At 63.9% G+C, this 24,193-nt stretch carries 22 protein-coding genes; 6 read left to right on the forward strand and 16 right to left on the reverse strand.

Annotation, left to right across the window (positions count from 1 at the left end):
- Positions 1-46: 46 nt before the first annotated feature.
- On the reverse strand, positions 47-1,438 hold the full coding sequence (locus PKA57_RS08880; RefSeq protein ID WP_324299653.1) for an aminotransferase: 1,392 nt from the start codon (positions 1,436-1,438) through the stop codon (positions 47-49).
- Between the two features lie 211 nt (positions 1,439-1,649).
- Here PKA57_RS08880 and PKA57_RS08885 point away from each other — a divergent pair, with 211 nt between their 5' ends.
- Entirely contained in the window at positions 1,650-2,489 is an 840-nt protein-coding gene (locus PKA57_RS08885; protein WP_324299655.1) for a helix-turn-helix transcriptional regulator, read from the forward strand.
- A gap of 98 nt (positions 2,490-2,587) precedes the next feature.
- Positions 2,588-3,631 carry an aromatic ring-hydroxylating dioxygenase subunit alpha gene (locus PKA57_RS08890; RefSeq protein ID WP_324299658.1) on the forward strand — a complete coding sequence of 348 codons (1,044 nt, stop codon included), beginning with the start codon at positions 2,588-2,590 and terminating at the stop codon, positions 3,629-3,631.
- A 57-nt stretch (positions 3,632-3,688) separates the two neighbouring features.
- Here the strand turns inward: PKA57_RS08890 and PKA57_RS08895 are convergent, their stop codons facing one another.
- The 5 genes from PKA57_RS08895 to PKA57_RS08915 are packed head-to-tail and all read right to left on the reverse strand — an operon-like array spanning position 3,689 to position 8,162.
- Positions 3,689-4,519 carry an SDR family NAD(P)-dependent oxidoreductase gene (locus PKA57_RS08895; protein WP_324299659.1) on the reverse strand — a complete coding sequence of 277 codons (831 nt, stop codon included), beginning with the start codon at positions 4,517-4,519 and terminating at the stop codon, positions 3,689-3,691.
- Positions 4,520-4,523: 4 nt separating this feature from the next.
- On the reverse strand, positions 4,524-4,946 hold the full coding sequence (locus tag PKA57_RS08900; RefSeq protein WP_324299661.1) for a MaoC family dehydratase: 423 nt from the start codon (positions 4,944-4,946) through the stop codon (positions 4,524-4,526).
- Positions 4,947-4,956: 10 nt separating this feature from the next.
- The gene (locus PKA57_RS08905; RefSeq protein WP_324299663.1) at positions 4,957-5,400 is read right to left on the reverse strand and encodes a MaoC family dehydratase N-terminal domain-containing protein; all 444 of its coding nucleotides are present in this window, start codon (positions 5,398-5,400) and stop codon (positions 4,957-4,959) included.
- Positions 5,401-5,405: 5 nt separating this feature from the next.
- Positions 5,406-6,590, reverse strand: coding sequence for a lipid-transfer protein (locus PKA57_RS08910; RefSeq protein WP_324299665.1), 1,185 nt, complete (start codon positions 6,588-6,590; stop codon positions 5,406-5,408).
- A gap of 12 nt (positions 6,591-6,602) precedes the next feature.
- Positions 6,603-8,162: a long-chain-fatty-acid--CoA ligase gene (locus PKA57_RS08915; RefSeq protein ID WP_324299667.1), complete on the reverse strand. Its 1,560-nt coding sequence runs from the start codon at positions 8,160-8,162 to the stop codon at positions 6,603-6,605.
- 126 nt (positions 8,163-8,288) lie between these two features.
- Here PKA57_RS08915 and PKA57_RS08920 point away from each other — a divergent pair, with 126 nt between their 5' ends.
- Positions 8,289-8,927: a TetR/AcrR family transcriptional regulator gene (locus PKA57_RS08920; RefSeq protein ID WP_324299669.1), complete on the forward strand. Its 639-nt coding sequence runs from the start codon at positions 8,289-8,291 to the stop codon at positions 8,925-8,927.
- Positions 8,928-8,987: 60 nt separating this feature from the next.
- Here the strand turns inward: PKA57_RS08920 and PKA57_RS08925 are convergent, their stop codons facing one another.
- The 7 genes from PKA57_RS08925 to PKA57_RS08955 form a co-directional block, all read right to left on the reverse strand.
- Positions 8,988-10,472, reverse strand: coding sequence for an NAD(P)/FAD-dependent oxidoreductase (locus PKA57_RS08925; RefSeq protein WP_324299671.1), 1,485 nt, complete (start codon positions 10,470-10,472; stop codon positions 8,988-8,990).
- A 167-nt stretch (positions 10,473-10,639) separates the two neighbouring features.
- A complete protein-coding gene (locus tag PKA57_RS08930; RefSeq protein ID WP_324299673.1) occupies positions 10,640-12,160 on the reverse strand; it encodes a nitronate monooxygenase in 1,521 nt (506 codons plus the stop codon).
- 10 nt (positions 12,161-12,170) lie between these two features.
- Entirely contained in the window at positions 12,171-12,551 is a 381-nt protein-coding gene (locus PKA57_RS08935) for a DsrE family protein (RefSeq protein WP_324299675.1), read from the reverse strand.
- Between the two features lie 5 nt (positions 12,552-12,556).
- Complete coding sequence (locus tag PKA57_RS08940) at positions 12,557-12,970, reverse strand: DsrE family protein (protein ID WP_324299677.1); 414 nt, start codon at positions 12,968-12,970, stop codon at positions 12,557-12,559.
- A gap of 77 nt (positions 12,971-13,047) precedes the next feature.
- Positions 13,048-13,374 carry a hypothetical protein gene (locus PKA57_RS08945; RefSeq protein WP_324299679.1) on the reverse strand — a complete coding sequence of 109 codons (327 nt, stop codon included), beginning with the start codon at positions 13,372-13,374 and terminating at the stop codon, positions 13,048-13,050.
- A 27-nt stretch (positions 13,375-13,401) separates the two neighbouring features.
- A complete protein-coding gene (locus PKA57_RS08950) occupies positions 13,402-15,153 on the reverse strand; it encodes an NADPH-dependent assimilatory sulfite reductase hemoprotein subunit (RefSeq protein ID WP_324299681.1) in 1,752 nt (583 codons plus the stop codon).
- A gap of 10 nt (positions 15,154-15,163) precedes the next feature.
- Positions 15,164-17,014 (reverse strand): assimilatory sulfite reductase (NADPH) flavoprotein subunit, encoded by a 1,851-nt coding sequence (locus PKA57_RS08955; RefSeq protein ID WP_324299683.1) that lies wholly within the window; start codon positions 17,012-17,014, stop codon positions 15,164-15,166.
- Positions 17,015-17,251: 237 nt separating this feature from the next.
- Here PKA57_RS08955 and PKA57_RS08960 point away from each other — a divergent pair, with 237 nt between their 5' ends.
- Positions 17,252-18,145 (forward strand): LysR family transcriptional regulator, encoded by an 894-nt coding sequence (locus PKA57_RS08960; protein ID WP_324299684.1) that lies wholly within the window; start codon positions 17,252-17,254, stop codon positions 18,143-18,145.
- Between the two features lie 178 nt (positions 18,146-18,323).
- Positions 18,324-19,862, forward strand: a complete 1,539-nt coding sequence (locus PKA57_RS08965) for an FAD-dependent oxidoreductase (RefSeq protein WP_324299685.1) — start codon at positions 18,324-18,326, stop codon at positions 19,860-19,862.
- Between the two features lie 31 nt (positions 19,863-19,893).
- Here PKA57_RS08965 and PKA57_RS08970 read toward each other — a convergent pair whose 3' ends face one another.
- The 3 genes from PKA57_RS08970 to PKA57_RS08980 all read right to left on the reverse strand — a co-directional run bounded on the left by PKA57_RS08970 (position 19,894) and on the right by PKA57_RS08980 (position 23,337).
- On the reverse strand, positions 19,894-21,258 hold the full coding sequence (locus PKA57_RS08970; RefSeq protein WP_324299687.1) for a glutamine synthetase family protein: 1,365 nt from the start codon (positions 21,256-21,258) through the stop codon (positions 19,894-19,896).
- 2 nt (positions 21,259-21,260) lie between these two features.
- The gene (locus PKA57_RS08975) at positions 21,261-22,631 is read right to left on the reverse strand and encodes an aspartate aminotransferase family protein (protein WP_324299690.1); all 1,371 of its coding nucleotides are present in this window, start codon (positions 22,629-22,631) and stop codon (positions 21,261-21,263) included.
- Between the two features lie 97 nt (positions 22,632-22,728).
- Entirely contained in the window at positions 22,729-23,337 is a 609-nt protein-coding gene (locus PKA57_RS08980) for a cupin domain-containing protein (protein ID WP_324299692.1), read from the reverse strand.
- Positions 23,338-23,438: 101 nt separating this feature from the next.
- Between PKA57_RS08980 and PKA57_RS08985 the strand changes: the two genes are divergently transcribed.
- On the forward strand, positions 23,439-24,191 hold the full coding sequence (locus tag PKA57_RS08985; RefSeq protein WP_324299694.1) for a sulfite exporter TauE/SafE family protein: 753 nt from the start codon (positions 23,439-23,441) through the stop codon (positions 24,189-24,191).
- Positions 24,192-24,193 lie beyond the last annotated feature (2 nt).

The following is a 24,193-nucleotide window of genomic DNA, read 5'->3' on the forward strand; positions in this document are numbered from 1 at the left end:
ACTAAAGCCATCAGGCCAGAACGAAATGGCCTAGATGGGATAGTGATCACGCGACGCGCACACCTTCACGGACGAGTTCATCCGCCGTATCGATGATGGCGGCACGCAAAACCTCCGCGATAAAGTCGATCTCGCCTTCGTTGAGCGTCAGCGGCGGCGACAGCACGTTGAGATGCGCCAGCGGCCGTACCAGAAGCCCCCTTTTCTGGCAGTGGCGCCAGATGCGCTTTCCGATGCGCGTCTCGTCGGTGAAAAGCTCCTTGCGCGCCTTGTCCGCCACATATTCGACGCACATCATCAGCCTGCGGCCACGTACATCACCGACAAGCGGCAGATCGCGGAGCCCGGCGAGCGCGCCTTCAAAGCGCGGGCCGATCGCACGCACATGATCGCAGAGCTTCTCGCGCTCGATGATCTCGAGGCTCTTGAGCGCCGCCGTGCAGGCGACCGCGTGACCAGAATAGGTGAAGCCCGTATTGAAGTAGGAGTGTGCTCCGCGCAGCACTTCGTAGATCTCGTCCGAAATGATGGCCGCGCCGAGCGGAATATAGCCCGAGGTCAGCCCCTTCGCGGAGGTGATGATGTCCGGCACGATGCCGAATTCCGCTTCCGAAGCGAAGATGTGGCCGAGGCGGCCGAAGGCGGTCACGACTTCATCGGAGATGTAGAGGATGCCGTATTTCCGGCATGTCTCGCGCATCCTCTTCAGATAACCCTCGGGCGGAACAATGACGCCGCCCGAGCCCTGGATCGGCTCTGCGATGAAGGCGGCGATGTTCTCGGCGCCGAGTTCGGAAATCTTCGCTTCGAATTCCTCGATGAGGCTGTCCGCGAACTCGGCCTCCGACATGCCATCGGGGCGGCGATAGAGCCCCGGCGCGCGAAGATGATGGATGAAGCCGGCCTCCCTGAGCCAGCCATCGCAATAGCTCCGGTCGCTCAGCGATGCCGTCAGATAGGTGCTGCCATGATAGGCGCGGTCGCGGGAGATGATGTGCCGACGCGACTTCTGCCCGAGCTGCTCGAAATAGTGATGCGCGATCCGAATGGCCGAATCAGCCGCAGTCGACCCACCCGTCGTGAAGAGAACGCGGTTGAGCGAGCCCGGCGTATGGCGAGCGAGCGCGGCGGCGAGGGTCGCCATGGCGGGTGTCGTCAGATCATCGAAGGGCGAGTAGTAATCGAGCGTGCGGATCTGATCGGCGATCGCTTCGGCCATCTCCTCGCGACCGTGCCCGATATTGACGCACCACATGCCGCCAAGGCCGTCGAGGAATTTCCGGCCATCCTCACCGAAAACATAATTGCCCTTGGCCCCGACGATCACCGTCCGCTCGGACTTTTCCATCAGCCCGAGATTGGTGAAGGGATGAAGATTGTACCGCCTGTCCATATCCGCGGTTGCCATCGGCTGGGCCTTGATGCCGGCGAGGGTCATGTCGTGCTCCCGGTACCCACGAGGGGCACCCGCTGAAAACGTCGTTCGTGTTCCGGCCTGAACGGCCGAAGACATTTCTATCGCAGGGCATCAGCTCCGATCTGTGTCCTTGGTAGGCTATTAGGGTGGCGAGGCAGCGAGACATGCGCCAGGAAGGCTGGACAATCGGCCTCTCCCGCTGAACTATTTCCGGGACGAATGGAAGGTATGCATGAATTCCGGAATCGACCTCAAAGGCACACTCCCGCTCACGCTCACGGCATCATGGAGCCGGCATCTCGGCGATGCGCTCACCGAGACGGATGCCGTCGAAAGCATCCGCAAGCTCGGCAGAGGTCTCAGCGCGCTCGTTCCCGATACGACGCTCTATGCGGGCTTCTATCTCAGGGATGCGCCGCCTCTCGTCATCGACCTTGACGGGGAATATGAGTGGAACCGCGACTACAAGGAGGGTCAGTACCTGCTCGACCCGAGCTATGAGCAGTTTCTGAAACGCAGGCAGAGCGTCTGCCTGTCACCGAAGGAAATGTTTCCGCCAGATTTCCGCGATAGCGCCTATTACATTTCCTATTATCGCCCCTATGGCATGATCGACGAGATCTGCTATCTGCTCTACCTGACCGACGATTTCGCGGCCTATTTCTCGCTCATGCGTTTCGTCGGCGCGCCGCATTTCAACGCGAGCGAATTCCGGCGGCTCGTCGCCGTGACCGACAGCGTCGAGATCGCGGCACGGCGCATATGGAACCTCTATCAGGAACAGAACCATGGCGGCGCCAGCCCCTCTCACCGGCTGCACCAGATGCTCTCGGCCGCCTATGAAAGTTTCGGTGCCGATGCGCTGAGCGAGCGCGAAAAGGAAGTCACCCATCTCCTTCTCAAGGGACTGCCGCCGAAATCGGTCGGGCGCATGCTGAAGATCGCGCCAGGCACAGTGCGCAATCACATCAAGCGCATCTACATCAAACTCGATGTGCGCTCGCAGGCCGAATTGCTCGCCTTGTTCTTCGAAACGCTGCAGGAAGCGGCGATGGTCGAAACCTCGGCCTGACTATCCCAACGAGGATATACCGCGCGCGCCACCCCGCCGATACCGTCAGCCGGCAACAGAATGGCGGCTCCACATCCGCTGGCCGGAGGGGAAAACACATGACGGCAGGCACCACATCGCCTGATCCCGAAACGCTGCCCGCGCAACTCTACTGGAGCGCGGAAGCCTGGGAGATAGAACGGCGCGAAATCTGGGCGAAGAGCTGGGTACTCATCGGGCGCGTCTCGCAGCTTGAAGCGCCCGGAGACTATATTTCCGCGACCATTGCGGGATACCCGGTCTTTGCGATACGCGGCAAGGACGGGGCCTTGCGCTGCTTCCACAATGTTTGCCGCCACCGCGCCTCACCGCTGGTAGGCGGAGACTGCACCGGCCACACGGACCGTCTCTCATGCCCCTATCATCGCTGGCTCTATGATTTCGAGGGCAATCTTCGCGGCGCGCCGGACATGGAGATCGACAAGAGCGCCTATGGCCTCGTGCCCGCGCGCTGCGAAACGTGGCGCGGATTCGTCTTTGTGGCGCTCGATGCGGATGTCGAGCCGCTCGATGCATGGCTCAGCGACATCTCGACCGTCGCGCTCCGCCACCCGATCGAGACCATGAAGCTCGCCCGTCAGTTTTCCGTCGAAGCCGATATCAACTGGAAGACCTATTGCGATAATTACGCCGAGGCATGGCACATCCCGACCATACATCCGGGTCTCAATGGCGCGATCGACATGCGCGGCTATCGCATCGACGCGATCGGCCTGCGCGTGCAGCGGCATTATGCGCCCGCGCGCGACGGCGGGCAGACGGACGGGCTATGGGTATGGCGTCTGCCGGGGCTCTTCTTCAACATGTACAATTGGGGCATGAATATCGGGCAGGTCGAGCCGCTGGGCCCGACCAGAATGCGGCTGACCTATCGCTATCTCTTCAACGAACTCGACCCGGCGAAGGAGAAGGAACGGGATGAGCTGATCGAGTGGGCCTACACCGTGGCGAAGGAAGACCTCGCCATTTGTCAGGCCGTGCAGGCGAACCTTCAGGCCGGCATCTATGACAGGGGACGTCTCTCATCGGTACATGAGAATGGCGTCATCCAGTTTCAGGAGCTTGTGAGCGCCGCTCATGCGCGGCATGCGCGGCAGGTTTAGCGGCGCAAGGCAATGTGAGGGGGCAATGGGGCGGGCGTCGAACCCGCCCCATCTCATTCAGAGCGAGACTCCGCCGCCTACGATGACGACCTGCCCGCTGATGTAATTCGACTCCGGCGTGCAGAAGAGATAGACGCCGTCCGCCGCTTCCTCCGGCGTGCCGGCGCGGCCGAGGGGGATCATCTGTTTTTCCATCGCGTCGATGAAGGCCGGCTGCACGCCCACGGCGATCTTGCGCCCCTCGACATCGATGCTCGCGCCCGCTTCCGTCAGCGGCTGTGTCAGGCGGGTCTTGATGAAGCCGAAGGCCACGCAGTTCACATTGACCTTGAACCTGCCCCACTCCTTCGACATGGTCTTCGTCATGCCGACGAGACCGGCCTTCGCCGACGAATAGCTCACCTGTCCCGTATTGCCGCCGAGGCCCGCAACCGAGGAGATGTTGACGATCTTGCGGAACACTTCCTTGCCCTGCTGCGCTTCGTTCTTCGCGAAGACGCGAATAGGCTCGGCAGCCGCGCGAAGGATCCGGAAGGGCGCCGTCAGATGCACATCGAGCATGGCCTGGAACTGCTCGTCGCTCATCTTCTGAATGACGTTGTCCCAGGTGTAGCCCGCATTGTTGACGATGATGTCGAGGCCCTTGTAGCTGTCGAGCGCCGTCTGGACGAAGCGCTCGCCAAAATCCAGCGCCGTGACGCTCCCCACGCATGAGGTCGCCTCGCCGCCCTCCTTGCGGATTTCGGCAACGACCTCATCCGCCGGCGCCTGATCCATGTCGTTCACGACGACGCAGGCGCCCTCGCGTGCGAGTTTCAGCGCCAGCGCACGGCCAATGCCGCGGCCCGAGCCCGATATGAGCGCAACCTTTCCTTCGAGTTTCTTCATCGTTTCATTCCCGTTCCTGGAGCGCGAGTACCGCTTCTCCGACAAGCTTCACGTCGCCGCTCTGATCGCTGGCAACGAGTTCGAGCCTCACGCGCCGCTCATCATCGACGGCGAAACGCTCGACGAGCTTCGCCGTGCAGGTGATCTCGGACCCAAGATGCGTAATGGCGGCAAAGCGCGTGCCGAAACTCCGCAGCGCCGATTGCGGCGCGAGGTCCGTGAGGAGGCGTCCGAGAAAGGCCATCGACAACATGCCGTGGGCGAAGACATCGGGCATGCCCGCCGCCTTCGCGAAATCGATGTCGACATGAATGGGGTTGTGATCGCCGGAGGCGCCGCAATAGAGCGCGAGCATGTGGCGCGTGATCCTGTCGGCGGTGATACTGCCGACGATGGCGCCTTCGGGCGCGGTCGTGAGATCCGTCATCTTTCTTCTCCTAGCCGTTGCGCACGACGATCGAGCGGCGCATGTCGGCGACATGGACGCCATGCTGATTGCGAGCCTCGGTTTCGGTGACGATGAATTCGAGCGCCCCACCCTTCTTGTCGTAGATGTCGGAAATGCGGGTGCGGAAAGTGATGCGATCACCCGCGCAGACCGGCGCGCGATAGACGAAATTCTGCTCGCCATGAAGGACGCGGCCGAGATCGACGCCGAGCAGAGTGAGAAAATCCATGGGATCTTCGCGATCCATCTCGAGGCAGAAGAGGAATGTGGGCGGTACGGGCAGCGAGGCATATCCCGCCTGCCGGGCCGCCTCCTCGTCGGAATAGATGGCGTCCTTATTGCCGGTCGCCTTGGCGAAGAAGCGCAATCGTCCCTTCTCGACCTCGGCGGTAATCGGGGCGAATTCATGCCCGATGAACTTGCGATCGATCATGGGGCTCACTCCTTGCGCTCATAAAGGGTGACAACGCAGGCGCCGCCCAGCCCGAGATTGTGCTGAAGCCCGATACGCGCGCCCTCGACCTGGCGCACGCCTGCGGTTCCGCGAAGCTGCCAGACGAGTTCCGCGCACTGGCCGAGACCGGTCGCGCCGAGGGGATGTCCCTTGGAGAGAAGGCCGCCCGACGGGTTCGTCACCACCTTTCCACCATAGGTGTTGTCGCCATCCCAGATGAATTTTTCGGCGGCGCCCTCAGCGCAAAGGCCGAGGCCCTCATAGGTGATGACTTCATTCGTCGTGAAGCAGTCATGGAGCTCGATGACATCGACATCATCGGGGCCGATGCCCGCCTGCTCATAGACGAGTTGGGCGGCCTCCTTCGTCATGTCGGCGCCGACCGCCTTGATGAGGCTGCGCTCGGCGAAGGTCGAGGGCCGGTCGGTCGTCATCGCCTGCCCCGCTATGACGATCCGCGCATCGAGCCCATGCTTGCGCGCAAACTGCTCGCTACAGAGGATGGCCGCGGCCGCGCCTGAGCTTGGCGGGCAGCATTGATGCCGGGTCAGATTGAGAAACATCGTCGGCGATTGCAGCACGTCTTCCACGCTGAGCGGCGTTCGGAAGATCGCGCGTTCATTATGCCGGGCGTGGTGGCTCGCCTTCTCGCGCACCTTGGCGAAAGTCTCGCTGCGCGCCCCATATCTCTGCTGATACTCATATCCGGCACCGCCGAACAGACGCAGCGCCATGGGCACGGTTTCGGCTCCCTCGAAGGCTTCGTTCGCGACTTCCAGAAAATCGTCGAGCGGGCCGGGGCGATCGTTGAAAAGGGTCGAGAGCGCGCCGGGCGCCATCTGCTCGAAGCCGAAGGCCAGCGCACAATCGACGATGCCGCTTTCGACGGCCTGGCGCGCCAGAAAGAGCGCCGTGGAGCCGGTCGAGCAATTATTGTTGACGTTGACGACCGGGATGCCCGAAAGACCTACCTTGTAGAGTGCGGCCTGACCTGCGGTCGAATCGCCATAGACCCAGCCAGCATAGGCCTGCCCCACATGCTCATAGGAGAGGTTCGCATCCTTGAGCGCGAGACGGATCGCCTCCGCCCCCATTTCATTATATGGCGCTGCGGCTCCCGGTTTCACGAATGGGAGCATGCCCACGCCCGCCACGACGACACGGTTCATTCGAATTGTCCTTTAGCTGACATTCCGGGCTTCACCGGCCCAGAAGCGTTTGCGGAGGTCGGCTTTCAGAATTTTTCCGGCGCCCGATTTCGGCAGGGGTTCGGCACTGAACTCGACGCTGCGCGGGCATTTGTAACCGGCGATGAGCGCCTTGCAGTGCTGCATCAGATCGTCGGCCGAAACCTGACGGCCGGGCCGCGTCACGACGATGGCGTGGACGCGCTCACCCCATTTTGCGTCCGGTACGCCGATGACGGCGCATTCGACGACGGCCTCATGCTTCATGAGCGCGTTCTCGACTTCGGCGGAATAGACGTTCTCGCCACCGGAGACGATCATGTCCTTCACGCGATCGACGATGTAGAGAAACCCGTCCTCATCCAGATGGCCGCCGTCACCTGTTCTCACCCAGCCATTGACGAGCGTGGCGGCGGTCTGATCCGGCTTGTTCCAGTAGCCCATCATTGCATTGGGGCCGCGAACGGCGACCTCGCCGACCTCTCCGTACTGACGCTCCTCGCCATCGGCGCCGACGATCTTCACCTCGACGCAGATGCCCGGACGCCCCGCCGAGCGCAGCTTGCCGGCTCGCGGCCCTTCCAGCACATGCCATTCGGGCCCGAGCAGGGTTGCGAGCGGGGCAAGCTCCGTCTGGCCGTAGCCTTGCGTGAAGGCGACGCCGGGAAGCGCCTTCAGCGCCGCCTCGAGCAGCGCTTCCGCCATGGGCGATGCGCCGTAAAGAAGGCCCTTCCATGAGGAGAGGTCATGCTTTCCGAAGTCCGGGCAATCGAGCAGCATCCGGATCATGGTCGGCACGAGCAGGGTGTGGGTCACGCGCTCCTTCTCGACGAGGCGCAGAAAGGCCGAAGGCTCGAAGGACGGCATGAACACATGCGAACCGCCGAAGATGGAAGCCGCATTGCCCAGCCCGACATCGGCAAGGTGGAACATCGGCGCCGCATGGAGATAGCGCACCGAGGAATCGTAGTGGATGCCAGCGCCGACACAGAGCGCCCCGGTCCAGAGGTTCTGGTGGGACAGCATCACGCCTTTCGGGAAGCCGGTCGTGCCGCCCGTGTAGAAGATGCCGGCGAGGTCGCCGCCCGAGCGGAGCGCGTCGGGTGCGGGCGTGGCATCGGCGATCAGCGCCTCGTAATCCATGAGGCCGTCGGGAGCCGGCTTGTCGCCGGCATGGATGAGGCAGGCAATGCCCTCGCAGACATCCTTGATCGCGCGACCCATCTCAAGGAAGGTGTCATCGACAATGAGGATCGTCACGCCCGCATCCTCGATCGAATAGACGTGCTCGGGCACAGACCAGCGCGTGTTCATCGGCACGATGGCCGCGCCCGCCCAGTAGACCGACGCATAAATCTCGAAATAGCGGTCTGAGTTCATGGCCAGCACGGCGATGCGATCTCCCGGCTTGATGCCGAGATCGAGAAGCGCACCCGCGAAGCGAGCGATCCTGTCCTTCATCTCCGCCCAGCTATGCCTGCGCTCGCCGCAGATCGTGGCGACGGCATCGGGCGTCGTGGCCGCCGCCCGATGGATGGCTTGTGTCAGATACAACGCTTCCCCCCGCCGTTCCGGCCTTTTGCCAAAATTCTACTGATGAGTAACTTATATTCCCTGTAGTATCTTGTCAAACAGGGGGCCGGGTTCCTATGCTCGCGAACCCCAATCGGAGAGAACAGGATGCCGGGCGCGGCGATCACCTCACCCTGGAAGAAATCGCGGGAGCGAAAGCGCGAAAAGGAGCTGAAGCGGGATGCGGTTCTCGCGGCGGCAGCGCATGTCTTCGCCGAATACGGCTATCACCGCACATCGCTCGACGAAGTGGCGCGGCTACTGAATGTGACGAAGCCGACGCTCTATTATTATTTCAAGAACAAGGAGGCGATGCTCTTCGCCTGTATCGAACATGTGCTCGACCGGCTGGACGACGAGGCGGCCGTGGCCGATGACGAGGAAGCGAAGGCAACGGGCCTCCAGCGCCTCGTCGCCTATCTGCGGCGATATGCGCGCCTCATCGACACGGATTTCGGGCGCTGCGCCGTCCGCATCAGCGATACGGAACTGTCGGATGCGAGCCGCAAGAAGATCAGGCGCATCAAATCCGACATCGACCACAAGATCCGCGAACTCGTTTCGGATGGCATTGCCGATGGCTCCATCGCCTCATCCGATCCGAAAGTGACGGCTTTTGCGCTGGCAGGAGCGCTCAATTCGCTCGGCCATTGGCGCAATCGCGATGCCGATCTTTCCGAACAGAGGATAGTCGACGAGTATATCAGCCTGCTGACGAAGGGGCTCGTGCCGCGCAAGCAGGGATGAACCTCGTTCCGATGGATACGGACGGGCTCACATTCGAGCCCGCCCGCATGTCATTCGCGGTTATTGAGCGGGCACCGCCTGACGCTGCCGCAGCGTGTAATCCTCCAGCGCCAGCTCGGCCGTCGCCTTCGCGTAATCGCGCGTATGCGAGGACCAGTTCTGGGTGATGCGGCCATCGGCGGTCTTGTACCAGGAATTGCAGCCGGGATCGGCCCAGGTGGTCTTGGCCAGCGCCGCCTGAAGCTCGCGATTGAAGCGCTCCTGCGCCGCCTTCGTCACCTCGATCGAAACAGCACCCGCGGCCTGCATCTGCTGGAGAGCGCGCACCGCATATTCGACCTGGCGCTCGATCATGAAGGTGATCGTGTTGTGGCCGAGATTGGTGTTGGGCCCGTACAGCATGAACATGTTGGGGAAGCCCGCGGTCGTGATGCCGAGATAGGCTTCGGGCGCTTCGTTCCAGACATCGTTGAGGCGCTGGCCCTCGCGGCCGACGACATCCATCGACCAGTGCCAGCCGGTCGTCTCGAAGCCTGTCGCATAGACGATGACGTCGAGATCATGGGCCGCGCCATCGGCGGTTTCGACGCCCTTCGGCGTGATGCGCGAGACGCCCTCCGTCACCAGCGACACGTTGGGGCGCATGAGAGCGGGATAGAAATCATCGGTGATGAGGATGCGCTTGCAGCCGATCGGATAGTCGGGCGTCAGCTTCTTGCGAAGCTCGGGATCGGGCACCTGCTCTTCCAGATGGTTGAGCGCGACGCGCGTATAGGCGGCACGGCCTTCCTTCGTCCAGCTGAAGACCTGCCAGAAAAGATAATCCGCACCCGCGTAAATCTGCTCGCGGCCGAGCTGCGCGACATGCGGCTCGGTCATCATCAGCGCCTTCTCTTCCTCGGTGATCGGGCGGTCGAGGCGCGGGATCACCCAGTTCGGCGTGCGCTGGAAGACGGTGAGATGCGCCGCCTCTTTGGCGACCTCGGGAATGAGCTGCACGGCGCTTGCCGCCGAACCGATGACGCCGACGCGCTTGCCCTTGAGGCTGACCGAATGGTCCCAGCGCGCGGAATGGAAGGCCGGGCCCGCGAAGCTCTCGCGGCCCGCAATCTCGGGGATGGTCGGGCGGTTGAGCTGGCCGAGCGCCGGCACGATCGCCTGCACCTCGATCGTCTCGCCCGCGCCCGTCTCGATCCGCCAGAGCGACTTCGTATCGTCCCACTGGGCCTTCTTCGTCTCCGTGCCGAGTTTCAGATGCGGGGCGAGGCCGAAACTATCGACCAGATATTCCGAGTAGCGCTGCACCTCGGCCGCGCGGGGGAAGATATGGCTCCAGGCGAGGCTCGGCGCGAAGGAGAACTGATACATCGCCACCGGCGTGTCGCAGGCGCAGCCCGGATAGGAATTGTCGCGCCAGGTGCCGCCGACCTTGTCGGCCTTTTCCAGAATGACGATGTCCTCGAAGCCGGCTTCCTTGAGCTTGATCGCGGCGCACAACCCGCCGAGACCCGCTCCGATCACCGCCACTGACGGCTTGCCACCCATGATCTCCTCCCGAAAGTCTTGTTGTTTTGTCCGCTCCATGAGCGATGGACACAAGCTTAAGGGATAGTGCGGCCCCATTCCTAGAGGCAAAGGAGACCCTGCCGGGAGGGCTCCCGGCGGGCCGGGCGGCCGACTCTGGCGCCCGGGCGGGGAGACGCGCGGTTACGCTACGTTTCGGCCGTTTCGTGCAGCGCCAGCATCTCGGTCAGGCGCGCATGGAGCCCATCGGCGCGGATTTTCGGCAGCGTCTCGCGAAGCTTTCGCGCCACCCATCGCTGCCCCTTGGCAAGGAAGGCCACTCGCGCGTCATTGCCCTCGACCGCCATCAGCTTGACATAGAACTCGCCCGTTCGCGGCGAAGGCAATTCGCCGAGCGCGGCGATCTCATCGAGCAGCAGACGGCAGCAATAGGTTTCATTGGCGTGAAGCTCGCGCATGGCGGCCTGCGCGGCCGGGTCCGCCAGATCGACCGCGAGCCGGGCGGCAGCGCGCGCGCCCGCCCGCTCCGCCTCCAGAAGCATGTTCAGGAAGGCGACAAGCTCCGCATGGGAGAGAAATCCCATATAGGCGTCATCGGCTTCGCGGGCATAGCAGACGGGCGAGGCAGGCTCACCGGCGGAAGCATCCGCCTTGCTCGCGGCCGCGCGCAAGGCGAGCGCCTCGTCCAGAATTCCGGCGATGCGCTCCTCCGCCGGAACGATGTCGTTGATCCGGCCCGTTCCCTCGCCGGCATAGATCGCCATGGTCTCGAGATCGCCGGTCGTTGAGCGTAAGGGAGAATCCGTGCTGAAGCGATAGAGCGCGCGGCCGAAATCCTCGCCGACAGTCTGAAGGCGCGGCTGGAAGGGATCGCCATGGCGCCCTTCGGTCACGCTGTTCTTCAGCACACGCACATAAGCGCCGGCTGGCCAGTTGATGTGAAATGCCGTGGTGCGCAGCGTGTCGGCCGACGAGCCTTCCACAACCCTCTGCTTGTGATAGTCATGCGCGAAGGACTCGCGCGTGGCGAGGAGCGCGGTTCCGAGCACCACGCCCGAGGCGCCGTGATCCAGCACCTCGATGAAGTCCTTGCCCGTCGCGATGCCACCCGCGACAAGGACGGGCACATCGCCCGAAATCTTCAGCACTTCGGCGAGAAGCCTCATGCGGGCTTCCTCTCCGCGTACATGGCCACCCGCCTCGACGCCTTGAGCGATGAGAATCTGGGCGCCCGCCGCCAGCGCCTCTTCGGCGTCGCGCAGGGAGCCGACCTGGCAGACGACCAGAATCCCGCTATCGCGCAATCTCGCGATGGCGAGCGGGTCGACATCCCAGAAAAGGCAGACCGAATGGACCTTTTCCTCGATGCAGACCTTGAGCTCCTCCTCAAAGACCGCGGGCGGCGTTGCGGCGGGAATGAGGTTGACGCCGAAATCGTGTTTCGTCGCCGCCCTCACCTCATTGATCTGCCTACGGATGAAACGCGGCGATTCCCGGACCATGCCGAGGAAGCCATAACCGCCGGCCTCGCTCACCGCCGCGACCAGCTCCGAGCGGGCGACGCCGCCCATCCCTGCGAGCACGACCGGAACTTCGCAGCCGAGAATGTCGCAAGCCCTGGTCCGGAACACGGACCCCGCATTGTCGATGATGGAGCGCGCGGAAGACGCGCCCGCCCGATCCGTCCGTTCCGAGCCAGTGCCGCTCATTTCGTCCGTCCTACCAGTGCCAGACCTGATCGTGCTCATCGAAGAGACCGGCCACCGCTTCACGCGCGACGACCTTCACGCCCTGCACGAGAGCCGCCTGCCCAAGTCCGCGGCGGTCGAGATCGTCGCGGACAGCATAGACCGGCACGCCCTTGCCGGCGAGCTTCTCAAGCTCGTGGCCGATGCGGGGCGGATGTGTCTGGGTCCAGCCGCCGAAGCGGAGCCCGCTCGCATCCTGTCCCTTCACCGCGTAATTGACGGCATTGCCCGTCAGGAGCACGGAAAGATCGCCGCCCGCATCGCGCATGGAGTGGGTCAGCCAGATGATCGTATCGTCCTGTTCCTCGAGAGTGCCGCGGAAGGCGGCCTCTATGATCTGAAGTGCCTTCATCGCATTCACCTTGTTCCAATGACGAGTGAATTGTCGGAAGCCGCAGCGAGCTTCCAGAAATCGGCGGGTCCGCCGCGCCGCACGCCGGCCACAACCTTGTCGATGCCGCGTTCATCGGCGCACAGGCCACAATTCACCCAGTTGACCGTTCCGCCATTCTTCTCGGCCTTGGCGATGATCTCGCTCACCCAGATCTTCGGAAGCGGATGATTCTCGGCCTCCACATCGGTGCCGTGGACGCCGTTGCCATGCGGCTTCTGCTGCTCGAATGACAGGTGCACGCCGCCCTCATAGGCGAAGACGTTGAGATTGTAGCCGCGGCCGGCCGCGATCTCGAGCAGGCGGAAGAAGGTTGTGGAACGCGCGCTCTCATAGGGCGGGTCCATGATCGCAAAAGCGAGTGTCTTAGGATTGCTCATCTGATTTCTCCCAGAGCAGTTCCGGGAAAGCGCGGCAGCGTTTTTCCGCCCGGAACTGCGTCAACGTAAAAAGCCGTTCAGTGCCACAGGGCCTTGGCGCCCGCCGCAAGTGCGTCTACGACGCTTTCGAGCGGAGCCGATTTGACGCCGTCGGCAAGGACACCCTTGTCGAGGGCGCGCTCGCGAAGCGAGAAGTCGTCGGCGAGCACGCGAACGCCTGCGCCGATCGCCTGGCGGAGCGCCGCATTGTCCGCGCCGACGCGGGCGGGCAGAACGCCGTTCTGAACGAGGAAGAGCGTCACATCGCGCCCTTTCGCCTTCAGATCGGTGGCCAGTCGGTAGAAGCTCTCCGTATCGCCGCACTCGAACGGATCGCGCGACGAAATCAGCATGTAACCGCTCATTTGATCCTCCTTGCGACGGCGGTGCCGTCAGCTATTGAAATCGTTTCCGCCCGTCACTGCGCGCACATAGCCGGCGCGTATGACGAAATCGCCGAAATGTTCCTTGTCGTGACGGTCCTTGGCGAAGTGCGCGATGATCTTGCCCAGTTCCTCGAGGATGCGCGCCTCGCCGACATTCTCCAGATAGAGGCGATTGAGCCTCTGACCGTGGAAGCCGCCGCCCAGATAGAAATTGTATTTTCCGGGGGCGCGGCCCGTGAAACCGATCTCCGCGATATAGGGCCGCGCGCAGCCATTGGGGCAGCCCGTCATGCGCATGGTGATCGGCACGTCCTGAAGTCCGTGATCAGCGAGGATGCGCTCGACCTTGGTGACGAGGGTCGGCAGGTAGCGCTCGCTTTCGGCCATTGCGAGGCCGCATGTGGGAAGCGCGACGCAGGCCATCGAGTTCAGCCTGAGCGCGCTCACATGGATGGAGGAATCGAGCCCATAGGCGGCAAGCATGTCGGCGATATGCGGCTTTTCCGCTTCGCTGACATTGGCGACGATGAGGTTCTGGTTCGGCGTCAGGCGCAGCTCGCCCTTGTGAACGAGCGCCAGTTCGCGCAGCGCCGTCTTGAGCGGGCGCTGTGGCGTGTTCCTGATGCGTCCGTTCTCGATGAACATGGTGAAGTGCCACATGCCATCCGAGCCCTGCACCCAGCCATAGGTGTCGCCATTGCTCGTGAACTCGAAAGGCCGCGCCTCCTCGAGCGGAAAGCCGACCCTGCTCGCGAGCTCGGCCTTGAACCAGTCGGTTCCCCTGTCCTCGATGGTGTATTTGAAGCGGGCATGCATGCGATCGACGCGATCGCCATAGTCGCGCTGGATGGTGGCGGTCGCGACCGCGATGTCGAAGAGCTTTTCCTTTGGGAAATATCCCACGACATCGCCGAGGCGCGGGAAGGTCTCCGGCGCATTGTCGGTGTTGCCCATGCCGCCGCCGACGCTGAGATTGAAGCCGAGGAGCTTTTCGCCCTCGGCAATCGCAATGAGCCCCACATCCTGCGCATAGACATCGATGTCGTTCACGGGCGGGATCACGAAACCGAACTTGAACTTGCGCGGCAGATAGGTGCGGCCATAGATCGGGTCTTCCGGGGGCGTATCCGCGTCGGAGGCCGCGACTTTTTCGCCATTGAGCCAGATCTCGTGATAGGCGCGCGTCTTGGGGATGACGCGGTTCGATGTGCGCCGGGCGAGATCGTAGACTTCCGCATGAAGCGCGGAGAGATGCGGATTGACCGAGCACATCACGCCGCGCGTGTCGTCGCCGCAGGCCGCGATGGTGTCGAGAAGAACCTCGTTGAGCCCCTGAATGGTGTTTCTGAGGTTGGGCTTCAATATGCCGTGAAACTGGAAGGTCTGGCGCGTGGTCATGCGGAGCGTGGCGCCGCCATAGAGCTCGGAAAGCTCGTCGATCTTCAGCCACTGGCGTGGGCTGCACACGCCCCCCGCCAGACGCACGCGAACCATGAACTGATAGGCGGGCTCCAGCTTCTGGCGGCGGCGCTCCTCACGCAGATCGCGGTCGTCCTGCTGGTAGATGCCATGAAACTTCATCAGTTTCGTATCGTCACTCGTGACCGAGCCGGTGAGCGGCGCGGCGAGGCTCTGCTCGATCGTGCCGCGCAGATAGTTGCTCTGATCCTTCAGGCGCTCATTCGGATGGAGCTTCTCGAGCGGCTGCGAGATGTCGTGGCTGCGGTCGATAGCGGGGAGTTTCGTTTCGGCACTCATGACGTGATCCTCAATAGACGTCGCGCTGGTAGCGCCCGCCGCGCTGCAAATCGCGCAGATATTCCTCGGCGCCTTCCCGCGTCAGGGCGCCATTGCTCTCCACGATGGAAAGCAGCGCTTCATGCACATCGGGCGCGAGCTTTTCGGCATCGCCGCAGAGATAGAGATGCGCGCCTTCCTCGAGCCATGCGAAAAGCTCGGCGCCGCGCTCGAGCATCACGTGCTGGATGTAGCGCTTCTCCGCCTGGTCCCGGGAGAAGGCAACATCCATCCGATCGAGCACACCATCCTTGAGCCAGCCCTGCCACTCGGTCTGATAGAGAAAATCGGTGCGGAAATTCCGCTCGCCGAAGAAGAGCCACGCCTTTCCCTGCGGACCTTCAGCCTCGCGATGCTGGACGAAGGCGCGGAAGGGTGCGACGCCGGTGCCCGCGCCGACCATGATGATCGGCGCTTCGCGGTCCTCGGGCAGCCGGAAATTATCATTGTGCTGAATATAGACCGGGACGAAATCGTCGGGCTTGATCCTGTCGGCGAGGAAGCAGGAGGCGACGCCCGTTCTCTCGCTGCCATGAAGATCGTAGCGAACGGCCGACACGGTGATATGCACCTCGTCGGGCACGGCAAGGTGGCTCGACGCAATCGAATAGAGCCGCGGCTGCAATCCGCGCAGGCCCGCGAGGAGCCGTTCGGCGTTAAGGCCCGGGACGGGATAGTCGCGCATGACATCGACGATGTGGTGGCCCTTCATGAAGGCCGTCAGCGCGGCGCGGTTCGCGGCATCGGAAAGGGCGCGCAATTCATCGGAAGCCGAAAGCTCGCCCCAGTGCTGGATGAATTTCGGCGTAAGCGCCGTGATCTCGTAGTCGCGGGAGAGCGCATCCGCGAGCGAAACCTCGCCCCCCTTCGATGCGACAGCTTCGCCGCCCGTCAGGCCGCCCAGTTCCAGAAGCTCCTCGACCAGAGCCGGATCGTTGCGGGCGACGATGCCGAGCGCATCGCCGGGTTGATAGACAAGACCGGACTGATCGAGCGCGAATTCGATGTGGCGCGTTTCCTTGCTGGAGCCGCGTCCCGTGATGGCGAGGTTTTCGATGACCGGCGCCGGAAACGGGTTGCGCTTGTCATGTATCGCGGAGGCCAACGCCGCTCCCGCGGCCGGCAGCGCCACATTCACCGCTCCCGCGCTTGCCGGGGCAGCATCGGCGCGCAGCTTTTCCAGCACGGCCTCGATCCAGGCTTCCGCCGGCTCTTCATAATCGACGTCGCAATCGACGCGCTCATGGATGCGGGTCGCGCCAAGCTCCTCGAAGCGCCGGTCGAGAATCCTGGCCGCCTCGCAGAAGAATTCGTAGGTGGAATCGCCAAGGCCCAGAACGGCGAAACGTACGCCTTCGAGTTTCGGCGCCTTGCGGCCATTGATGAATTCAAAGAAGCCCGCCGCGGGCTCGGGCGCATCGCCTTCGCCATGCGTGCTCGAGACGAGGAGAATGAGCTTCTCGTCCTTGAGGCCGCGCGTCTTGTAGGCCGCGAGATCGCTCGCGCTCGCCTTGAGACCGAGCCCCTGCGCCCGCGCCTCAATGCGCCGCGCAAGCTCCGCCGCATTTCCCGTCTCGCTCGCATAGAGGATCGTCAGCGTCACGGCATCGGCGGACGACGCCTCGCCAACGGCGCCCGCCGGGGCGGAAGCAGTCTCGGTCACGAGACCCGCTCCCGACAGGCGGGCCTGCGCCACGCCGGCGAGATAGCCGCTCGCCCAGAGCTGCTGATCCGGCCTCAGCGCGGTCGCCAGCGCTTCGAGCTGCTCCATTTGCCGATCGGTGAGGCCAATGCCGGGGAGGATGGACAGGGGCATGTTCATAAGGGGCTCAACTCCGGCTCTGGGTAAATTCACATTCCGGCTTGCGGAAAGAATCTATTTTTCCGCGAGATTTATTTTTCTGTATTGATATACAAAAAAATAATGTATTTTTGGGGTGCAGTCTGCGCTCGCCGGCGGTTATGACCAATACCCCGTCGCGAAATGGAAAGTGGCACTTGGCTTATAGGCCCGCAAACGAATATTATTCGTGCTTAAGCTCAATATTTTTGGTGAGAAATGGATATTGACCTGGCACGCACGTTTCTTGACGTCGTTGCGACGGGGAGTTTCGTCAGGGCGGCCGAGCGGCTCAACATCACCCAGACGGCCGTCAGCGCCCGCATCAAGGCACTGGAAGAACAGCTCGGGCGGAGCCTTTTCGTGAGAAACAAGGCGGGGGCGCGCCTCACCCCTGCGGGCAACGAATTCATCCGCTATGCGGCCTCGATGGTGCAGATCTGGGAGCGGGCGCGCCAGCAGGTCGCGCTGCCGCCGGGGCGCGAGGCCATCGTCACCATTGGCGGCGAACTCAGCCTCTGGAACCCGCTGCTCCTCAACTGGCTCATCTGGATGCACCGGAACGCGCCGGAGATCGCGCTCAGAACCCATGTCGATCTCGGCGAGCGGCTGATCGAGAAGGTTCAGACCGGTGTTCTCGATCTTGCGATCATGTACGCGCCCTCACAGCGGCCGGGCATGAAGTTCGAATTGCTGCTGGAAGAAAAGCTCATCGCCGTCAGCACCGAGCGGGGTGCGAGCGACATGCAGAGCGGCGACTACATTCATGTCGACTGGGGCCCCGATTTCGCCGCGCATCACGAGATCGTCTTTCCGCATCTTCGCGACGCCGGCATGTTTGTGGGGCTCGGGCCGCTCGCGCTTCAATACATCCTCACCATTGGCGGCAGCGGCTATTTCCGCACACGCGCCGTCAAACCCCATCTCGATAGCGGAAGGCTCCATCGCGTGGCGAACGCGCCTGAGTTCTCCTTCTCCATTTACGCGCTTTCTTCCGCCCAGCCGGATTCACCCGCCCTGCAGACGGCGCGGGAGGGGCTGCGCATGGCGCTCATGGCGGAGCGGGACGAGGGCGAGAGCCCGGCGCGGGCCGAAGGCGCACCCGCCCATTGACCCCTGGGCGGGGAAGCGCCGCCTCTCCCATACGAATCCGTGATGGTGCGAATCCGTGATGGCGGCAGCCCGTCGCGGGGCTATGCTCGTTTGCGCGAAGGACATGGGAACCATTCCGCCTTCGCAACCGTCTTTCTGCCATGAAGGGACCGCCCGCCGGTCGCCAGGGGAGGAAAAGATGACGGAGCAGCAGCCAACACCCAGCGGCCCCGACCTCGCCCGCGGCGTCGCGCTTTCCGCGCTTGCCGATGGAAAACTGCTCGGCCATGTCGGTGACCAGGACGTTCTGCTGGTGCGCGCAGGCGACGGGATTTTCGCGATCGACGCCTATTGCAGCCATTATCACGGGCCGCTGGCGGAAGGGCTCGTCGATGGCGAGGGCATTCGCTGCCCCTGGCATCATGCCTGTTTCGATCTGCGCACGGGCGAGGCGACGCGCGCGCCTGCCTTCGGCCCGCTCGCCTGCTGGCGGGTCGAGCAGAGGGACGGACGCGTCTTCGTGAGAGAGAAGCTCGCGCAGCCCCAACGCCGTGCGAGTGCGCACGCCCCGGCCTCCGCCCCGGAAAAGATCGTCATCGTCGGCGGCGGCGCGGCGGGCTTTGCCGCGGCCGAAATGCTGCGGCGGCGGAGCTTCGCCGGCACCATCACCATACTGAGCGGCGAGGCGGCAGCGCCCGTCGACCGGCCGAACCTCTCCAAGGACTATCTCGCCGGCAGCGCACCCGAGGAATGGGTGCCGCTACAGCCCGACAATTTCTATGAGGAAGCACGTATCGGATTGCGGCTCGGAACCGAGATCGCCTCGATCGACACAAATGCGCGCCATGTCATGACCGCAGGCGGCGAAAGGATCGGCTACGACCGGCTTCTGCTTGCAACGGGCGCCGAGCCCGTGCGGCTCCCCATTCCCGGCGCGGAACAGTCCCATGTGCACACGCTGCGCGATCTTGGCGATTGCCGCGCCATCATCGCCGCCGCCGAAGGCGCGAAGCGTGCCCTCGTCATCGGGGCGAGCTTCATCGGGCTCGAAGTCGCGGCGTCGCTGCGCGCCCGCGGCATCGAGGTGCATGTGGTGGCGCCGGAGAAGCGGCCAATGGAACGCGTACTCGGACCGGCGATGGGCGATTTCGTCCGTACCCTGCATGAAGAACATGGCGTGATCTTCCATCTCGGCGAGACGGTGGCTGCCATCGAGGGCAGAAGGGTGACGCTCTCGGGCGGCGGCAGGCTCGATGCCGATGTCGTCGTCGCCGGTGTCGGGGTCAGGCCGCGCCTTGCGCTCGCCGAGAAAGCGGGCCTCGCGCTCGACCGGGGCATAGCGGTGAACGGCCATCTCGAAACGAGCATCGCCGGTATTTACGCCGCAGGCGACATCGCGCGCTGGCCCGACCCTCATTCCAGGCAGAAGATTCGCGTCGAGCACTGGGCCGTGGCCCAGCGTCAGGGGCAGACGGCCGCCCTCAACATGCTCGGAGAGGCACGGATATTCGATGCCGTGCCGTTCTTCTGGAGCCAGCATTACGACGTGCCGATCAACTATGTCGGCCATGCCGAGCAATGGGACGAGATCGAAACCGAAGGCAGCATCGAGGCCAGAGACTGCCTGCTGAAATACAAGCACAAGGGCCGCGTGCTCGCCGTCGCTTCGATCTACCGCGACCTTGAAAGCCTCAAGGCGGAACTTGCGATGGAACGCGAGGCGGCCTCGCGCCATTGAGCGCTTGCCGCCGAGATGCGGCCCTGATGCGTCAGGCGTTCCTCAGATACCAGTCGAAATCGAGATCGCTCACCGAAGCGAAGAAGCGGTCGCATTCCGCTTCCTTGATGGTGAGAAAGATATTCGTGAATTGCTCGCCCAGCCGCTCGCGCAGGAAATCGGACCGGCGCGCCACTTCGAGCGCCCGCCACCAGTTGATCGGCAGCGTCGCTTCCTTTTGCCCATAGCCATCTCCGACGATTGGCGCGCTCGGCTCGATCTTCCTGTCGATGCCTTCCGCGATGCCCGCCAGCACCGTCGCAAGCCCGAGATAGGGATTTGCGTCCGCGCCCGAGACGCGATGCTCGAGATGGCGCGTTTCCGGCCGGCCCGCCGTCACGCGCAGCGGCACGGAGCGATTGTCGAAAGCCCATGCGGGAGCGAGCGGCGCATAGGAATTGCGGCGGAAGCGGCGGAACGAATTGGCGTTCGGCGCGAAGATCGCCATGCTCTCCGCCATGGTCTGCTCGAGCCCGCCGATCGCATGGCGCAGATGCGGCGTGAGCGCCGTGCCCTCGCCCGCGAAGAGATTTGGGTTCCCGTCATCGGCGAGCGAGACATGCACATGCATGCCGCTGCCCGACAGCTCCGCATAGGGCTTCGCCATGAAGGTGGCGACATAGCCGTGGCGGTCGGCAACGCCCTTCACCAGCCGCTTGTAGAGAACGGCATCGTCCGCCGCGCGCATCGCATCGCCGCGATGCTCGAGCACGATCTCGAACTGCGCGGGCGCATATTCCGAAATGAGCGTGCGCGCGGGGAGCCCCATCTTCTTCGCGCCGGCAAAGACGTCATTGAGGAAGGGCGCGAAGTCCTCCAGATCCTGCATGAGATAGGCCTGGAGATGGGACGGCGCGAAGCCGTTGGCCGCGGCGGGCGGCTTCGGCCTGCCCGCAAGCGCCGCCTCGCGGTCGATCAGATAGAACTCAAGCTCGATGGCGACGACGGGCCTGAGGCCCTTAGCCTCGAGCGCGGCGACCGTTCGCGCAAGCGCATGGCGCGGATCGGCCGGCGTCGGCGAACCATCACGCTCCCAGGATTCCAGAATGAGCTGCGCCGTCGGCACATCGTGCCAGGGCGCATGCGTCAGCGTGCCCGCGACGGGAAAGCAGGGACGATCGGAATCGCCCTCCTCCCAGACGAGCCCCGTTTCGAGCACGTCGGCGCCCAGAATGTCGAGGGACTCGATCGAACAGGGCAGCGGCCGCCCATCGCGATAGGCGCCGGGAAGCTCCTCCGGCCGCAGCACCTTGCCGCGCGCGACACCCGAGGGGTCGGTGAGGAAAGCCTGAAACTGAACGATCTCCGGATGAGCCGCGAGAAAATCCGCCGCTTCCTTCTCATTCGCACGCGCCATCCTCACAACTCCCTTTCACCGCAGAGCACGGACAAAGCCTCGCCGAAACCGGAAACGAGCCGTTCCACATCGGCCTCGCTCGTCGTCGGCGCGACGAGCGTCATGTTGTGGAACGGCGTCACGAGCACATTGCGGTTCAGCAGGAAAAGATGGATCGCGCGCTCGACGGCATGGTCGATGGCGGCGGCGGCCTCGGCGCCGTTTTCGAGCGGGCGCGCGGAGAAGACGAGTTCGGCGCGGGCGCCGATCTGCGTCACCGTCCATGGCAGGCGGCGGCGGGCAACCTCGCCGCGAAGCCCCTCCGCAATGCGCTCGGCGAGCCGCGTCATATGCGCGTAGGCATCGGCCGTCATCACCTCGGCGAGGCAGGCGCGCATGGCGGCAAGCGCCAGCATGTTGCCGGAAAGCGTGGTGCCAATGCCGGAATAGCCCGGCGCCTTCGTGCCGAGCACGCGCTGCATCTCGGCTTCCACACGCGCCGTGAAACCGAAGACGGCGGCGGGAAGCCCGCCCGCGACCGGCTTGCCGAGAACGAAGAAATCGGGATCGAGATCATGAGCGCGGGTGAAGCCGCCAGGCCCGGTCGAGATGGTATGCGTCTCATCGAGGCAGACGAGCGCGCCGTGGCGGCGGGCGGCGGCAAGGAGCCCTTCGATGAAGCCGGGCTTCGGCAGTACCATGGCGGTGTTGGTGAGCGCGGGCTCGGTGAGCACGAGCGCGATGTCGCCAGCCGAAAGCAGCCTCTCCACCGCGTCGAGATCGTTGAAGGGCGCGGCAACGCTCGTCGCGGCAATGTCCTGCACCTGACCGAGCAGGCTCGGCTTCACCCTCGTCACACCGCCCTCGAGCTTGACGAAGGCGTCCTCGACCTGGCCGTGATAGCAGCCGTCGAAGACGAGAACCTTGCGCCGGCCGGTGATGGCGCGCGCCCAGCGCACCACGGCGCGGTTCGCATCGCTCGCGGTTGCCGTCACCTGCCAGAAGGCAAGCCCGAAGCGCGCGGAGAGAAGCCGGCCCACCTCCGCCGTGAGATCGGAGGGGAGCATGGCCGTCAGCCCCCGCGCCGCCTGTTCGGCGATCGCCTTCGCCACGGGTGCGGGAGAGTGGCCGAACATGGCGCCCGTATCGCCGAGGCAGAAATCGGCATAGCTGTGGCCATCGACATCGATGACGGTCGAGCCCCGCGCCTCGCGCACGAAGAGGGGAAACGGCGTCTCCCAATCGAGCATCCAGTGGAGCGGCACGCCGCCCGGAAAATGCTTTCCCGCCTCCTCCGCCAGACGGCGGGAGACAGGATGCCGCGCCGCGAACTCCGCGCGTTCGGCTGCACTCATGGCTTCGGCCCGTTGCCTGATTTCCGGCGAAATGGGCATGTGTGGGTCTCCGCAGGGGAATGACCGGTGTTTGTAACCCGGCCCGCCATCGGCCGCATAGGGGGCGCAGCGTCGGCCGCATCAGCAGGAGGGCGGATCAGTAGGAGGGCGGCGTCATGATCCAGAGGACGCGCGTATCGACCTTGCCGGGGTTATGACAACGGTGGGGGCCGGAGCGGCGAAAGGCGAAGCTGTCGCCTTCCGACAGAACGAAGTGCTGGCCCTCGACCCAGAGTTCCAGCGTTCCTTCCAGAACGAGGCCCGCCTCCTCGCCCTTGCGGATGCGATCCTCCTCGCCCGTCCAGCTACCCGGCTGGAAGGTCGTCATGATGAGTTCGAGCTGACCCGACAGGTTGGGGGAGAGCAGTTCCTCGTGAACCCCCGTATCGCCGAAGGTCAGCGAGCGGCGATTGCCGCGCCTGACGATGAAGCCGCGCTCCTCTTCCGGCGCCTCGCTGCCGCCGTGGAAAAACCAGCTCACCTGAACGCCGAGCGCGTCGGCGATCTTCTGCAGGGTCGGGATCGAGACGGACGAGATGTTCCGCTCCACCTGGCTGAGATAGCCGACAGAACGCCCGATCCGCTCGGCCAGTTCCACGATGGTGCAGTTCCGCACCTTGCGAAGCTCGCGGATCTGGTCGCCGATGCGCGGATCGCCGGATGGCGATGGCCCGGGGCCGGGCTGTGATTTTTTCGGCTCAGACACGCGATCTCGAATGAAAATCGTTTCATGGGAATGAAATTATAGTTGCACATTTTCACGACGAGGTATAGTCGTCGCGCCGAAAAACAGGGCGGGAGCCAGAAATGTGGTCTTTCGGCATGATCGAACTGGCGGCCTGCATGGCCGTTGTGTTCGTGGCAGGCATCGTTCGGGGCTGGTCGGGCTTCGCCTTCGCCATCGTTTCCGGCGCGGGCCTCACTCTCCTCTTGCCGCCGCAGGTCTTCGTGCCGGTGGTGCTGGTGATCGAACTGGCGCTCGGGCTCCAGCTCGTTCCGAGAGAACTCAAGAACACCGCCTGGCCGGTCATCAGCCCCATGGTCGTCAGCGCGGCGGCGGGCACCGTCATCGGCATCATCATGCTGCAAAGCCTGCCGGTGCTGCTCTGCAAGATGCTGCTCGGCGTGGCCATTCTGGGTTCGACGCTTACCATGCTCGCCGCGCCACAGCTCACGCTCGGGCCCGCGCGATGGATGCCGCTTGCCGCGGGCAGCCTATCGGGCTTCATGAACGGAGCCTTCGCCATGGGCGGGCCGCCTGCGGTGCTGTTTCTCTCCGCGCGACTTCCCGATGCGCCGAGATTGCGCGGGTCGATCATCCTCTATTTCTTCGTCATCGATATTCTCGCGCTTGGCTATCTCGGAGCGACGGGCGGGCTCGGCTCGCAGATTCTCCTTCAGTCGGCGATCCTGCTGCCCGCATCGCTGTTGGGCGTCGAGGTCGGCAAGCGCGTCTATGAGCGCATCGCGCCGGAGCGCTTCCGCCCCACATTGCTTACGGGCCTCGCCGTCATCGGGTTCATCCTCACGGCGAGCGCGGCGAGGCAGCTCATCGGCTGACC

Source organism: Parvibaculum sp. (genome assembly GCF_035325945.1).
Lineage (GTDB): Bacteria > Pseudomonadota > Alphaproteobacteria > Parvibaculales > Parvibaculaceae > Parvibaculum.